Below are 13,675 nucleotides of genomic sequence, written 5' to 3'. Positions count from 1 at the left end.
CGATGCGCCCTGATGCCCGGCCTCCTGCTGCTCCTCGGCCAATTGGGAGCGGATCCCCTGTTCGCGTCCCCGTGCCAGCTGTTCGCCCGAAAGCCGCCGAGCGACGCCAATCTCAGCCGGGATGGGGATGCAACGGCCGTGGCCAGTGTCAGAGGCACGGACGTGCGCAGGGTCAGGGCACGTCGTCCGTCCGTCCACGCTACAACTGGCGACTGCGCGTCGCAAGTGGCCGCCACGACTCCCATCCCTATGGGGGTCAAATATCAGATACCTGGGCATTTGACTGCGCCATCTGGCCTCCAGGAGCCATTGCCTCGATGGATACCAGGGCAACGCCAACCGGTGGTTGCAGTGCCGGCGGGATGGGCTCGTCCATGCGCCCAGCCTGGAGGAACACGACCAGAAGGGGGCGTCCGCTCCGCGGCCGACTGCAAAAGCTTGGTTTTGCTGGCGATTCGTAGTGGATGAAATCACGTTTTATGCTGATCGTGCCAACCGCGAAGTACGCGGGTGGGAACCAAATGGTGGCAAGTCTCCATTAGACCCAGGCACTTTTCTTAGGGTTGGGGAGCCGCATGTCGGACGACATCAAGTACGAATATAGATCTGTTCAGGCCGTGCGGGGTATGGAGAGCCGCTCCATTGCTAAGGCGCAGAGGGAGGGCGGCTGGGAACTTTGCGATCAGACCCAAGGCACGATTCGAACCACACTGAAATTCCGGCGTGTAAAGCCAGAGACATCTTTGTCGAGGGCGTGGCGCGTATTCCGGGGACTTTCACCCGTAAAACAGCGAGTTGTCGGGGCAGGATTGACCGTTCTCGTCGTACTCGCGGCTGTAGGCATCGGAACCTCCGCAGCACAGGAGAAGAGCGGTGAGTCGGCGGCCGTGAACAAGAATTCTGTGCAGTCGCCGGCCCCAACAGTTTCCGAGGAAACTGAGCACGCGATCACTTCCGAGGGCAGTGCTAATAAGTCGACAGAGTCGGCGGCTGTGAACGAGAAGCCCGCGCCGTCGCCTACTCCTGCCGTGGCCGAGGAACCTGAACAGGTTATTACCGTCGAGAACAATCCAGAGTTTGCAGCGCTCTTGGCGGCCACCGACTACTGTGACCCCTCGATGGCCCAGTTTGCGGGCAAATATAAAGGACGGGATATTGCGTTCGACGGCTCGATCACGAACATGAAGCGCCATGAAAACTACACCACCCGATACGACATCCTTGTGGGTCCCGGTAATGCAGGGCCAAAGACTACCGCGGGGCCCGCGTTCAAGTACGAGGACGTGAACATGTTCGACCTCAAATTGACCGGGAGCAGCACTCCGTCCTACGTGGGTGAAGGCGACGCCTTCCTATTCACCGCGGAAGTGGGCGAGTTCAAGCCCAACCAGGGCTGTCTCTTCTTCCTCACCCCAATTTCCACCGCAGTTCGGTAGTGCCGTGGCTCCTCGGGTTCCTTTTTTCGCGGTGTGGTTCCAACGATTCCCGTACACTGCTGGCATGAACCCAGGCGAGATGGACCCAGCTGTTGAAGCTATGACTGCTCTCGCAGGTCCCGGTCATAAGATTTCAGATGCCGCGGCGCGTATTCCCAGTGCCCCGGCCTGTATGCGGTGCATGCGGAAGGCTTGCCCACTACAGGTCAGAAACGGTCTTTATTGACGCAGTCCCCAATCGGCATCTGGGCAGCGGCAAACCGGTCCTGCCTCATCCGCTCCTCCGGCTGCACCCCCATCTGAGAGTTAACGTCGCCGGCTGGAGACGGTTGGCGGAGCGGGATGCGCTTCTAGAACCTCTTCAGCTCGCCGGTTCCCCTGATGAGCACGGTCGAGGTTTCCTGGCTTCCACGGATGCCGTCTCCTTCCGGGACCAGATACCTTCCCGCGACGGTCCGGGGCCACTTGGCATTGGGTTCGGAGGCAAGTATCACGTTGTAGGTCGGTCTCGTCATTGGCGCCACCAGTACCACCGTAGCGGCGTCCCCTGCCCTGGCTACCGGCTCGACTCCCTCCAGGTCAGGGTAGTCGAGGGCGAACTCGAATCGGTCTCCTTTGGTGAAAGCAGGGGCGTCGTGGATGGTGTCGCGGCTGCCGCTGAATATGGTTGTACAGCCGTCTGCGTTGGGCGATGATGGTGCGTCCGGAAAATCCATGTCCACTGAGTCCCAGTCCTATGGCATAGCTGATTTGATGATCATGCCCTAGTTAGAGGAAGCAATTCGCGCTTAGCACCCGGCTTGCGAGTGGTCGCTTTACCCGAGGCGTAGGCGTCCTAGAACCTCCGCAATCCTAAGGGGACCCTTCGTCTCTGCTGATTGTAGAGCCGGTACAGAGAGCCGCCTGCCTTCTTTCATGCTTAACGTTCGTTTTCGTGCACGTGCGGACCTTGCCTCAGCCGGACCAAGATGCTCCTATGGGATTGATGGATGGAAAAGACGGTGAAGCAGATACGGCCGAGACGGTACTTAGCCTGACTCGAAAGGTGATTGCCGGAGAGTTGGATGCCACCACGGCGGGCCAGAAGATCCGCAAGCTGGTAAGCAACCTGGAACCGGCGACCACGGACGAGGAACGCCGGGAGCGGTACCATGAGGCCGCGATTGAAACGGACCCCAACTCCTTCAACCACGTGGAGGGCCTGAAGCTCGCCGGTGCCCTCAGTCAGAAAGACTACAGAGCGATTCGCAACGCGATGTACGACGACGAGGCAATATCCGACACGGACCTTAAACTGGAACGCCATCCTCAACCCGAGGAAGCCTGGGAATGGCATGCGGAGCTGGACGGAGTTGTTACCGGCTGGCGGGACGTGGAATCACCAGAGCATCTCTTGCAGATCGCACGGTCAATCACCCATGAGAATGACTGGTTCACGGTGGAAACGAAGTACGTGGACAATCGTCCCTATGGACGGTTCGCACAGGCCGCAAATGTTGGCAACGGGTATCTGGTGGAGGTTGCCAAAGTCGAAGGCGGAACCACGCTCAGTTGGCGCATCGGTCTCGGGGTGGCCGCGGACGATGCCGGAAACGAGCCGAACGTGGGTCCCGTGGCGCTTCAGATACTCAGCCTTGCTGCGATGATCGAGGTCGTCCTCGCTTGGTTTCGGGGCAAGGAACTGCCGCAGGGATACGGGGCGGCGTTGCACGTCTATCATGGCGGATGACGAGAACAGCCGCACGCTCGGGCAGAAGAAATTAGGGACAGATCTGACCATGGACCCGGTCCCAGCGCTCCTGACAGTGGGCTGCTGAACACGCCGGACACGGGCGGCTGAAGCGTGTGCCTTTCTGCTTTGCAGCCGCGATTCCGGTGGTGACCGCTCGAAGATCGAATTCGCGTTGGGTTGTGTCAACCTGTCCGGGACCCACCAGGACGGCTTGATTGGTACCCACCTTTGGTCCTTGATCCACAGGTCATCTAAGAAGGCCGGTTTAGTTCGCAGGAAGAAGGAACGCGCCTTCCTGCTTGGCAAACTGATCGATGAGCAGGAACGCGTGCCCGAGTTGGTTAAGAGTGATCTCCAACCTCCACCAGGCAACCTCGCCGTTGTCATCATAGGGTCTTAGACTTTCGGTTTCTTTTCCTGCGTTCCAGTCCTCGAAGGACTCAGTGAAGTACTTTTCTTCATCCCAGATGACGCATTCCCTCTCATACTGTTCGTACTGGGCGGCATCGTAGGTTTCCTCGTGAACCATGACGTCAGCCCAAGGGAACAACGCTGGCAGCACATCCTCGTAACTCCGAAACGGGAACATGTACTGCCACTCGCCAAGGTCCTGGGAATCTTCGTTATCTTGGTCGATGGATCGAAGCATAAACGAACCCCTCCCGGATGACTTATTCATCCACTCTTCAACATCGAAGACGATCCGCCTTCCCGCCTGAAGGAGTTCCATCCACGGTGCGGCGAGTCGTAAGCGTCGAAGACGGAGAACATAGGGATCACCCTCAGCCAACTTGGACAGCGAAGCTCGTGCACTTTCGTCGAGCACCTGGGTGGAAGGAACGAATATCTTCCACTTCCCCTTCCTCTTAACAAGAGTTTTTTCAGTCACCGCCTGCCAGTAGGCGGTGCTGGAGTCTCGGTCATAGAGGACGAGGGCGACTGGAAGGGCATGGTCCAGCCAATAATTGACGTGGGTCTCTTTTGGGGAGAACCACCAACCGTCGTTTCTTTTTGGTCGCTTGAAGTGCTTCCTGCTGCTCTTAATTTGCAGAGCGAGAAGCTTGCCGGTTACTGACTCGTTCTCTACGACCTCAAGGTGAGCATCTATGCCGTAGTCGTTGTCCGGCTGCTCCCGAAAGATCCAGTCCAGCCCACGTTCTACGGCGAGTCCCACGGCGTGCACGCCAGATCGGCCCGTTCCAGCTGAATCCAATCTCTTTGGTTTAGGTTTTTGGCTAACGCTCATGGCCCTTACTTTCAATTTTTGGGTGGCATGTGAAGAAACGGCTCGCTGGCACGCCCGGCTCCGTGGAAGAGGAAGCCTGGTTCACGGGTGACCAGGCTTCCTCTCTCCGGTCGTTAGCCGTGGCAGTTGACTTCGCCAAATGCGGCCTTGGGGGCTTTTGTTGCCCCGGTGATTGCGAAGACGCCACGGTCGCCTTCGCGCATCGCTGGCGTTAGCTCGTTTGAGCGACCTACGACGTTGCCACTCGAATCCTTGAGCTTTAGTTCGATATAGATACCGCCGGAGCAACTCCCGTTCATCTCCACGGTCACGATGAAGCAGGACAGGCCGGAGAGGCAGTTCGAACGAGCAGTCTTCTTCTCGGCTTCTGTCGCCCAACGGATTAGTACACCGTCGCCCGCGTGCACGAACCCCTCCGCTTTCTGTGCCTCTGTAGGTCCGAGGATCTCTTCGACTGCTTCGTCCACGGCTGCTTCATTGGCTGCCTCCTTGGCTCGCTGCTCCGCGGCCGACGAGCACCCAGCAATAGGCACGCATAAGAGAGCCAGGATGACGCTGAGAGCATATGACTTCCTGCTCAGCCGAAAACGCATGTAAACCCCATTCTTTAGTTGTTCGGCCCCATCCTAAGTGGCCGCACCGTTGGCTCTCATTTGCGTCATTCCGGGCACGAAATAAGTCTCCCCCTTGTATGGGATTAGAGGTTTAGTGCTGTCCGTGAGGCGGCGAGTTCGGGAGGGGATCACCTGGAAAATCGGCTGGCTGGGCAACCGTAATCACCTGACCCAGGCACAAGAACCCAACGCCAAGGGCAGCTGCTAAAGAAGCCTAGGGAGTCACACTGGACTAATACCGGCAACACCAAAGCTGTCGTTTTCAAAGCTAACTGCACTGAAATCATTGTGGTTGTGGGAGTAGTGCAGTCGGCTATGGACATCCTGATGTCCGAAGTCCTATCCCTTACCGTGCATAGGAGTATTCCTTGATTTCATCTTCGCGGCCTGTAGCCACGGCCCTCTTTCGGAGCGCGCGCACGCCGAGAATGCCGGCGAGGAACGCTGGCATTAGGGCAGTGGCTGAAACTGCGATGATTAGTACTCCGATGAGGTGTACTGCCAGTACGGCCAGCATCACTGCAGCGTGGACGTCGGCAGACTCCATGGGTCACTTCTCGTTCTGTGAGTAGGGGTGTTCACGGGGTGTTGGTTCCTGTAGGAGCTGTGGGTCCGGGGCCGACAAGCTGGGTTCTTAGGCGGACGGGGATGCCCTTGGTGGCGAATTCGTTGTCCATGCCCTCTTGCACGGTGGCGTATTTGCCGTTCTGGACGTCATAGGCGAGGAATTCCCAGTTGTAGATGCTGGAGTAAATTTGTTGGTTGTCATCGAGGTATCGTCCGTTGCTTTGGAGTGTGGCGACTCCGTACCAGGCGTTGCCGCCGTCGAGGCCGATAGCCCTGATGCCCTCGTCTGAGATGGCGTACGCGAGCCAGCCTTCGGCGCAGCCGAGAACGGTGTAGTACTGCTGCTCAGTGCTTGGGATGGGCTTGATCGCCCGGACCGTGTCGTTCCGCCGGATGTCGATATTCGCCGGGGTGCATGCGCCTGCGGCGGGGCCGGCAGGAACTGTTGCTGGCGGGGCTGCCGGTGCAGTGGCCGCCGGCGGAGGCGGGGTGATGACCGTGGTCGGGGTTGGTTCAGCGCTCCATACCGGGGTTTCCGTCGGGGTGGAAGTGGGGGTGGTGCTGGGCGTCGCTGAAGGGGATACCGTTGGTGACGCGGTCGGCGTTGGGGTGGGTGTGGCCGTGATGCTGGGGGTATCGGTGGTGGCTGGTGCCGGTGCCGATTGGGGGACCAGGTTGTCTGCGACGACGATTGCGCCGACGACTGCTGCGGCGGCAAGCACGACCCCCGTTGTTGCTGCCCAACCGGTCCGCTTGGATTTGCGCTCAGCCAGGGAAATGATGTTGGGATCTTCGGAGAAGACGTGGGACCGGCCGGGCAGGACACCGGGGGTGGTGCCGGGTTCGGGGACGTTTGGTTTTGCGTTTTTCATGAGTTGTTCGATGCGGTCCATGGTTAGACTTCCCGTTCTGTCATGAGGTGTTGTGGTGCGGCTTTCGCGAAGGCTTTACGTGCCCGGTGGAGCCTGACCGCTGCAGCGGATGGTGTGCAGCCAAGGCTTTCGGCCAGTTCGGCGGTGGTGAGGTCGTCCCAGTAGGTGAGCATCAGGATTTCCCGGTCGCGGTCCTTGAGCTTGGAGAGGATCTCCGCCACGCTGGCCTGCTGTTCGTCATCGTTGGTGGAGGCGGACTGAATCCGGGCTTCTTCAGCCAGGCGCTGCATGAGTTGATCGCGGCGGTTCCGGCCTTTGTACTCGTTGCCGAGCACGTTCCTGGCTGTAGCTATCAGCCAGCCGACGCCGGGCGGCTCGGGCGGTTGTTTTTCCCACACGATCCGGAACACGTCGTTGGCGAGTTCCTCGGCCCGTTCGCGGTCGTTGATACGGTACGCGATGTACTGGTAGATGCGGCTGAAGTGTTCAGCGTGAAGAGCAATCAGTTCCTGCTCTCTGGTAGCCAACATCCTTGTTCTGTTCCCCCGGGCTAGTGCGATGTGATGTGTCAACTCTTTAGTGTCCCGGGAATCGGTGTTTCTTACATAACCGGAGAAAAAGTTTAAGCTTCTGTTCCGATCACCCCTGTGAAGACGTCGATACCCGGCAAACTCCCCCAATGAGCGTGCCGGGTATCTGTTGTGTTTGGTGTCAGGCAGCGTAGCGAAGACTCGTCAGCAACGCCCGAAGCTTGACGTATTGATCAGTTTTCATCCAGGCTTCAGCGGTTTCAGGCGTCATGGACGCGTCGATCTGGGCTACCGCGGTTGCTGCCCCGTTCGGCATGATCATGAAGCTGTTCACGGAGGTGCTGTCGGGACCTTCTGTCATGAAGTAATCAGCCACAACCCCCATGTAGTAGCGGACCGGAAATTCAGGGAAGGGATAATCATCCCTCACGAAGGCGAAGTGTGAGGCGCCATCACGGCTGTCGAACGCGCTGAGTTCCTGGGAGTCGAGGATGGTGCGGTTGACCGGCCCTCCAACCAGACCGCCGGTTCCTCCGCTGGTGATACGAGCAACCTTGCCACCGGTTTCGTCAAAGATATTGGCGGCCAGCGAGTTCTCCTTGCCGCCGGGGTTGTCAGCATTCTCGTTGTAGTCGTCCTGCTCGATCTTTGCGCTCCAACCCGTCGGTAGATCAAACGAAATGTGCCCGTCAGGGAAGGTGTACGTGCCGGTCACCGGATAACCAAGCGAGGTGTGAGGGATGGAAGGAGCCACCGGGGTTACCGGAACAACCTCAGGCGCGAGTGGTGTGGTCGGAAAGGTCGCGGTGGAAGTTGTCTGGGGAACGGGGACCGGTATGGGTTCAATCGCCGGCACGGTGGCCGCGTTCTCCTGTGCAGGCGTGCCCCCAATGGTGGGCGAAGGTACCGCGAGCAGGATGGGGGCACCTGTTTCCTCAGCGGAACTAGATTCAGGCGTTGGCAGTACCTGCATCGGATCGCCCACTGTTGTCGGGGGCTGGGCGCTGGCTTCTGCCGCTTGGGTGATGGAAGTACTGGCCTGCGGCGTTGGGGTTGTGCAGGCTGTGAGTGTCAGTGCCAGCGCAAGCGATGCGAGAGTGGCGGTCTTGGCGTAGCCGGATCGGTGATACTTCATTGGTCTGGGTCCTTCCCCCATGGAGTGACTGAGCAGATCGGACTGCTCACACATGTTGTTTCCATGGAGGGGCGAATGATTACACCCAGCGCCAAAATATTCTGCAGAACACCTTCGTCGTATTCCTCGATGAAGTAGCTCGAGATGCCCGTAAGCCGGTCCCTCACCGTACATCCCAAACCGAACAATTGCTCCTGCCCGATTATTAGTTGTGGCTGTGACTTTCAGCGGTGAATGGCGGCGTTTTTACAGCGCTATTGGGCGCAGGGGTGGCACGAAAGGGATCGACCCGTCACCGTACGTGCGTAGGGCCCGAGCTATTACCTGCCTTGATCAAGTGCTGTACTGTGCTGCGAGTCCCCGGGGAAAGCTGCTGGCCCCGCAACTCTTTATTGTCACGGATTCTGCGCCGGAGGAGACTTGAGGCGACGGCATCCAATCTTGGGCCGCCCGCGGGGCCACCCGGCTGCGGAGCCTCACAGCACCCCGTCGCGGCCTGGTGGATCAATGAGTTCCATGACACCCCCCGAAAAGGCCGCTCAACGGTCGCGCCATCTCTTGCCCTTGGTGACTATCGCCCTGATTGGATGCCTCGGCGGGTGCGAATATGCATCTAAAGACGCCTCCCTGCCATCTGCCAGTTCTCCGATTACGGAGGCTCGCACGGACCCACCGCTGCCGGAGAGTCGCGACAATCGCAAGGTCCACCCGCTGCCCGAGAGTGGCGATATCGATGCCGGCACCTACCTGGTCCCCGTCGCCGGCTACAAGGAGCCTTTCGAGATCACCGTCCCAGACGGCTGGTTTGCTCTCGACGGCCACAGCCTGGGCAAGGACGACCCGGATCACCCGGCTGAATGGGCCGTCTACCTGACTCTTTCGCGCGCGTACTATGTGGCGATGGACGCATGCACCTGGCGGGGCGCCCTTGCCGATTCCGGTCCGTCGGCCAAGGCCTTCGTTGACGCGATGGCGGCGCAGTCGTCAACGGCAAGCACCCCTCCCGCCAAGGTCATGGTAGGCAATTACTCCGGCTTCGAGTTCGACCACTCCATCGAGGACAACGTGGACATCACAGCCCGCAACGGCGATCAGTTATGCATCCACTCAGAAGATACACAACGCTGCTCACGCTGGTACTTGACTCAGAATGAACACGAAACCTACCGGGTGGTCGACCTGAACGGCGCGCGGGCTGTCGCCGCGGTGGGCCATATCGACGGATCGATCGATCCGGAGCTGATGAGAGAGGCACGCGCCGTATTCGACTCGATCGTGTTCCAGTCCGACAAATGACCAGTTGAACCGATGGGCTATCCCGCCGCAAGGCACCGACTCCTTCTCGGAACCCACCTGAGCGCCTCATAGCCGCAATGTCTCGAAACGCTTGGGATACGAGACGCCTCGTCCCGAAGTGCGCGAGCAGTCTTGGTAGGTCTTGATTTTCGCGCAACTGCGCAACTTTCCTGCGCCCCGACAATTCTCATAACTATGTCTCGAAACCTTCGGCGAGCATCGGCATACTAGGCATTAGTTACGAGACACCTCGGAGGGATGAATGTCGAAACTCATTGGATACGCACGAGTCTCGACACGGCAGCAATCCACAGATCGGCAGCAGGTGGATCTACTGGCTGCAGGAGTTCGACGCGATGACCTCTACACCGACCACGGTGTCTCCGGAGCACGAGCCTCACGACCGCAGCTCGATCAGGCACTCGATGCCCTTCTCGAGGGCGATACCCTCGTCATCACGACTTTGGATCGGCTCGGTCGATCCACTCAAAACATGCTCGCCTTCGCAGAGGAGCTCCGCAGCAAGGGAGCCGGCCTCCGGGTCCTGAACCTGGGCGGAGGCAACGTCGACACCTCAACACCGATGGGTTCGATGTTGTTCACGATCATGGCTGCCCTGGCCCAGATGGAACACGAAATAAAGCGCGAACGCATCACGGATTCCATCATCAAACGAAGAGAAGCGGGCAAGGCCCTCGGCGGCCGACCCCGCCGGGTTACCGATAGCCAGATGAGAAGCGCTGTCCGCCTTGTCCAGAGTGGCGAGCCGGCAGCGCAGGTAGCCCGCGATCTTGGCATGTCCCGAGCGACCTTCTATCGGCGATCACGAGCACTTAACGGCCAGCAGGGCGACATCTAGGGCCTACCAGGACGGCCACCTAACGGCAAACATTCAAAGACCCGAAATGCGCCCAACTTTGCGAGGCAGTGGCGGGCGTACCTCGGAGGCTCACAGCGCCGGGCGCTGTGTAATGGACCTCGCTCCGCTCGGGCTGCGAAAGCCCTTTTCTTGTTTTGGCTGCTGTCCTTCGGATTGTACGTGCCCGCTCCACCCCGTCTAGCCCCTCCGCAAGCTCCGGGGCCTGCGGTGCAGGAAATGTCCCTGCGGCGCTCCTGCGTCGCTGATTTCCTCCGGGAATTTCCCGCACCTTGCCCAAGGGTAGACAGGCCTCCGTCGGGCACAGCTCCGCAAGCTTCGCCAGCAGCCAAAACAACGGTGGGGGAGGGGAAGCTGGCCACTCACCACGAGCGCCCCACCCACCGGATCCTCAGCAAAGGACACAGAACATGAATGACCGCATCGCACGCGCAGCATTGACCCGTCTGTTCGACCCGCAAGAGGCCACCGGCCGTGCCCTCGTTGGCACCCTCGGCGCCTATGCTGCCCTGCGCATGGTCACGGGGGACCAACCTGCCCACACGTTCCGGCACATCACCGACACCGACTTGGCCACAGCGCTGCAGCGTTGGGCACCTCGACTGCCCGACGTCGACCCCGAGCGGGATCTGGCCACCATTGAGCGCCTCGGGGGCGGTTTCCTGATCCCCGGGGACGAGCACTGGCCGGCCGGTCTCGACGACCTGCCCGATGCCCCGTACGGGCTTTGGTACCGGGGAAACATCGCCAACGGGATCCCGGCCCCGCAGCTGTGCGTGGCAGTGACCGGTTCCCGGGACTCCACCAGCTACGGCGCCGCCGTGACCGGCGACGTCGCCCACCATCTGGCCCAGCGGGGCATCTGCGTCATTTCCGGTCTGGCCTACGGGATCGACGCCCACGCGCACCGGGCCGCGCTCTCGGGCTTTACCGGTGAGGGCCCGGCGACAATCGCCGTCGCCGCTGGTGGCCTCGACCGGGACTACCCGGCAGGGAACGCCGATCTCGCGGCCGCGATCCGCGCGAACGGGCTGGTCGTCTCCGAACAGCCACCAAACTCCGCCCCGACACGCCTTCGTTTCCTGGCCAGGGGCAGAATCATTGCCGGCCTCGCCGGGGTTACCTGCGTTGTGGAGGCCCGGTGGCGTTCCGGCGCCCTGCACACCGCACACCAGGCCGAGACCATCGCTCGTCATGTCGCCGCCATTCCCGGCAGCGTGCACAGTGCGAATTCCGACGGTTGCCACCGCCTTATCAGGGACGGCGGCGCGGTGTTGGTGACAGAGGCCCAGGAACTGGCAGACCTGCTCGCCAGCTAGCCGAAACGGTGGGCGGGACCCCGAAAACGTCCCGGCCACCCCTGTCATGGAGGACAGAGGCGATGACGAACTTTTGGAACGAGGACGGCGACTTCGACTACGAAGCCCAGGTCGAGTCAATCGATCGTGAGAAGGCGGCCGTTACCGCCGAACGGGCCGAGTACCCAGGCATGACCGACGCTTTCCATCGCTTCGGACTGTACGGCGGCGTGGCCGATGAGGTGATCACCGCCGAGCTCCTGGACGCGATGGACCGATGGCAGGTCCTGCTCGAAAAGGCTGAAAACACCGAGGACGACGTTGACCGCAAGAAACTGGAGCGCGAACACGAAACACTCGAACGCGCTATCCACGACATGATCGGCGACTAGAACACCCAGAGTGGGCCGTTCGCCTTTGGTGGGCGGGCGGTCCGCCGCGGGGTGCTGGCTTCCGAGGGTGGTTGCCGGCGGCGGACCGCCATTGCCGCATCAGGACCGTCCCGAGCCCCGGGCGCGTGCGGCGAGCCCCGCGCTGTTCCAGACGTTGGATCCCCCGTGGGAACCAGGGGAGAGTGCTCGCCGGGCGAACACTGAAGGGCGTCCACTTCGTGGCCGGCTGTTTGGGTGCCGCCGGTCCGTCGCAGAGCTCCTGCCCGTCATCACCTTGTGCTGTCTACGACGTTTTGGCTGCTGTCCTTCGGATTGTACGTGCCCGCTCCACCCCGTCTAGCCCCTCCGCAAGCTCCGGGGCCCGCGGTGCAGGAGATGTCCCTGCGGCGCTCCTGCGTCGCTTATTTCCTCCGGGAATTTCCCACACCTTGCCCAAGGGTAGACAGGCCTCCGTCGGGCACAGCTCCGCAAGCTTCGCCAGCAGCCAAAACAACGGTGGGGGAGGGGAAGCTGGCTACTCACCACGAGCGCCCCACCCCCGGATCCTCAGCAAAGGACACAGAATTTCCATGAACAACGAATTGCGCATCTCCAGCCCCGCCGACATTCTCGGTTTCATCCCGCACACTCTCGGTTTCGTGCCGAGCGAGTCCTTCGTGTTCGTCTCGATGCGCGGCAACACGCTCGGTGCGACCCTGCGGGTCAACGCCCCCGCTCACAGAGACCCAGCGGGGTTCGCGGCGTCCATGCTCAATTACCTCGCCCTCGACGAACTTGCCAGCTCCGTCCTGCTGACCGTCTACAGCGACGCCGCCCCAGAGACAGGAACGCCCCGGCCCTTCCACCACCACGTAGAGGCCATCATTGAAGCGCTCGAACGGGCAGGGACGCCGCTGCGGGACGCGTGGCTTATCACCTCCGACCGCTGGAAGAACCTGCTCTGCGATGACACCCTGTGCTGCCAGCCTCAACCCTTGGAGACCATCACCGACGGGCACCTGAACGCCGAAATGGTGTTCCGCGGCAGCACGTACCAGAAGCAGCCGGGCACCACCTACCCGCCGTTCAACGGGCCGGAGGACACCGCCGAACGCATCGACCACGCAGGCCACGTCCTGCAATACAGCGGAGCGATCAACGGCCGCGAACTCTGGTCACAGGCGATAAGGGCAACCGGTAGCATCAGCCCGGACACGACAGTCCAGCTGCTGGCCTGCTTCCAATACCCCAGCCTGCGGGACACTTTGATGTGCAATGTGATCGACCCCGACCGCACAGACGCCGACGGGTGCGGAAACCTCCTCATGGGGCACGGCATCGCCCCGGACTGGGACCGGGTAGACCGGGCCGAAGAAGCCGCACGCGCCCTGATTACGGGAGCCCCGAGAACTTATCGTGCCCCTCTGCTGACCCTGATCGGCTGGCTGGCCTACCTCAAAGGCCAATCCACGGTCGCGGCCGAGCACTTCACCGCAGCCATGAAAGACACGCCCGGCTACCGTCTTGCTGAACTGCTCGACGAAGTCGTCAATCAGGGCACCATAGCCCCGGTCGCAGCAGACGAGGCCACGGCCTATAAGAAACACCACTAACAGCGTGGGGCCGGGACCAGCAACGGTTCCGGCCCCATTGGTGCGTCGGCGGCGCCCCACACCAGGCACAACCCTGACCCGGGCTACA

General features: G+C 60.9%; 14 protein-coding genes. 7 read left to right on the top strand and 7 right to left on the bottom strand.

Annotation, left to right across the window (positions count from 1 at the left end; genetic code table 11):
- The first annotated feature begins 575 nt into the window (after positions 1-575).
- A complete protein-coding gene (locus tag J3A64_RS23175) occupies positions 576-1,436 on the top strand; it encodes a DUF4839 domain-containing protein (protein WP_210066439.1) in 861 nt (286 codons plus the stop codon).
- Between the two features lie 350 nt (positions 1,437-1,786).
- Here the strand turns inward: J3A64_RS23175 and J3A64_RS23170 are convergent, their stop codons facing one another.
- Complete coding sequence (locus J3A64_RS23170; RefSeq protein ID WP_210066435.1) at positions 1,787-2,158, bottom strand: hypothetical protein; 372 nt, start codon at positions 2,156-2,158, stop codon at positions 1,787-1,789.
- Positions 2,159-2,412: 254 nt separating this feature from the next.
- Here J3A64_RS23170 and J3A64_RS23165 point away from each other — a divergent pair, with 254 nt between their 5' ends.
- On the top strand, positions 2,413-3,165 hold the full coding sequence (locus J3A64_RS23165) for a hypothetical protein (protein WP_210066434.1): 753 nt from the start codon (positions 2,413-2,415) through the stop codon (positions 3,163-3,165).
- Positions 3,166-3,433: 268 nt separating this feature from the next.
- Here J3A64_RS23165 and J3A64_RS23160 read toward each other — a convergent pair whose 3' ends face one another.
- The 6 genes from J3A64_RS23160 to J3A64_RS23135 form a co-directional block, all read right to left on the bottom strand.
- Positions 3,434-4,414 carry a DUF4365 domain-containing protein gene (locus J3A64_RS23160; protein WP_210066433.1) on the bottom strand — a complete coding sequence of 327 codons (981 nt, stop codon included), beginning with the start codon at positions 4,412-4,414 and terminating at the stop codon, positions 3,434-3,436.
- Between the two features lie 113 nt (positions 4,415-4,527).
- Positions 4,528-4,881, bottom strand: a complete 354-nt coding sequence (locus J3A64_RS23155) for a hypothetical protein (protein WP_210066431.1) — start codon at positions 4,879-4,881, stop codon at positions 4,528-4,530.
- Between the two features lie 493 nt (positions 4,882-5,374).
- On the bottom strand, positions 5,375-5,575 hold the full coding sequence (locus J3A64_RS23150) for a hypothetical protein (RefSeq protein ID WP_091470834.1): 201 nt from the start codon (positions 5,573-5,575) through the stop codon (positions 5,375-5,377).
- Between the two features lie 31 nt (positions 5,576-5,606).
- Positions 5,607-6,488: a hypothetical protein gene (locus J3A64_RS23145; RefSeq protein ID WP_210066430.1), complete on the bottom strand. Its 882-nt coding sequence runs from the start codon at positions 6,486-6,488 to the stop codon at positions 5,607-5,609.
- Between the two features lie 2 nt (positions 6,489-6,490).
- The gene (locus J3A64_RS23140) at positions 6,491-6,997 is read right to left on the bottom strand and encodes an RNA polymerase sigma factor (RefSeq protein ID WP_210066428.1); all 507 of its coding nucleotides are present in this window, start codon (positions 6,995-6,997) and stop codon (positions 6,491-6,493) included.
- A 181-nt stretch (positions 6,998-7,178) separates the two neighbouring features.
- Positions 7,179-8,132, bottom strand: coding sequence for a hypothetical protein (locus J3A64_RS23135; protein ID WP_210066426.1), 954 nt, complete (start codon positions 8,130-8,132; stop codon positions 7,179-7,181).
- A gap of 516 nt (positions 8,133-8,648) precedes the next feature.
- Between J3A64_RS23135 and J3A64_RS23130 the strand changes: the two genes are divergently transcribed.
- The 5 genes from J3A64_RS23130 (at position 8,649) to J3A64_RS23110 (ending at position 13,587) form a co-directional block, all read left to right on the top strand.
- Positions 8,649-9,428: a hypothetical protein gene (locus tag J3A64_RS23130; RefSeq protein ID WP_286363961.1), complete on the top strand. Its 780-nt coding sequence runs from the start codon at positions 8,649-8,651 to the stop codon at positions 9,426-9,428.
- Positions 9,429-9,690: 262 nt separating this feature from the next.
- Complete coding sequence (locus J3A64_RS23125) at positions 9,691-10,287, top strand: recombinase family protein (protein WP_091470824.1); 597 nt, start codon at positions 9,691-9,693, stop codon at positions 10,285-10,287.
- Positions 10,288-10,715: 428 nt separating this feature from the next.
- Positions 10,716-11,624: a DNA-processing protein DprA gene (gene dprA, locus J3A64_RS23120; protein WP_210066421.1), complete on the top strand. Its 909-nt coding sequence runs from the start codon at positions 10,716-10,718 to the stop codon at positions 11,622-11,624.
- Positions 11,625-11,686: 62 nt separating this feature from the next.
- On the top strand, positions 11,687-11,995 hold the full coding sequence (locus J3A64_RS23115) for a hypothetical protein (protein ID WP_210066419.1): 309 nt from the start codon (positions 11,687-11,689) through the stop codon (positions 11,993-11,995).
- Between the two features lie 569 nt (positions 11,996-12,564).
- Positions 12,565-13,587 carry a DUF4192 domain-containing protein gene (locus tag J3A64_RS23110; RefSeq protein ID WP_210066417.1) on the top strand — a complete coding sequence of 341 codons (1,023 nt, stop codon included), beginning with the start codon at positions 12,565-12,567 and terminating at the stop codon, positions 13,585-13,587.
- Positions 13,588-13,675: the final 88 nt, after the last annotated feature.

The sequence above is a fragment of the Pseudarthrobacter sp. PvP004 genome, assembly GCF_017876035.1.
In the GTDB taxonomy this organism is placed as follows: Bacteria; Actinomycetota; Actinomycetes; order Actinomycetales; family Micrococcaceae; genus Arthrobacter; species Arthrobacter aurescens_A.
Note: the sequence above shows the minus strand (reverse complement) of the source record. Positions and strands in the feature narration are given on the sequence as shown.

Excerpts from the sequence above, each read along its gene's own strand:
- J3A64_RS23175 (WP_210066439.1), top strand. The coding sequence starts at position 576 with ATGTCGGACGACATCAAGTACGAATATAGATCTGTTCAGGCCGTGCGG.
- J3A64_RS23165 (WP_210066434.1), top strand. The coding sequence starts at position 2,413 with ATGGGATTGATGGATGGAAAAGACGGTGAAGCAGATACGGCCGAGACG.
- J3A64_RS23160 (WP_210066433.1), bottom strand. The coding sequence starts at position 4,414 with ATGAGCGTTAGCCAAAAACCTAAACCAAAGAGATTGGATTCAGCTGGA.
- J3A64_RS23150 (WP_091470834.1), bottom strand. The coding sequence starts at position 5,575 with ATGGAGTCTGCCGACGTCCACGCTGCAGTGATGCTGGCCGTACTGGCA.
- J3A64_RS23145 (WP_210066430.1), bottom strand. The coding sequence starts at position 6,488 with ATGGACCGCATCGAACAACTCATGAAAAACGCAAAACCAAACGTCCCC.
- J3A64_RS23140 (WP_210066428.1), bottom strand. The coding sequence starts at position 6,997 with ATGTTGGCTACCAGAGAGCAGGAACTGATTGCTCTTCACGCTGAACAC.
- J3A64_RS23135 (WP_210066426.1), bottom strand. The coding sequence starts at position 8,132 with ATGAAGTATCACCGATCCGGCTACGCCAAGACCGCCACTCTCGCATCG.
- J3A64_RS23130 (WP_286363961.1), top strand. The coding sequence starts at position 8,649 with ATGACACCCCCCGAAAAGGCCGCTCAACGGTCGCGCCATCTCTTGCCC.
- J3A64_RS23125 (WP_091470824.1), top strand. The coding sequence starts at position 9,691 with ATGTCGAAACTCATTGGATACGCACGAGTCTCGACACGGCAGCAATCC.
- dprA (WP_210066421.1), top strand. The coding sequence starts at position 10,716 with ATGAATGACCGCATCGCACGCGCAGCATTGACCCGTCTGTTCGACCCG.
- J3A64_RS23115 (WP_210066419.1), top strand. The coding sequence starts at position 11,687 with ATGACGAACTTTTGGAACGAGGACGGCGACTTCGACTACGAAGCCCAG.
- J3A64_RS23110 (WP_210066417.1), top strand. The coding sequence starts at position 12,565 with ATGAACAACGAATTGCGCATCTCCAGCCCCGCCGACATTCTCGGTTTC.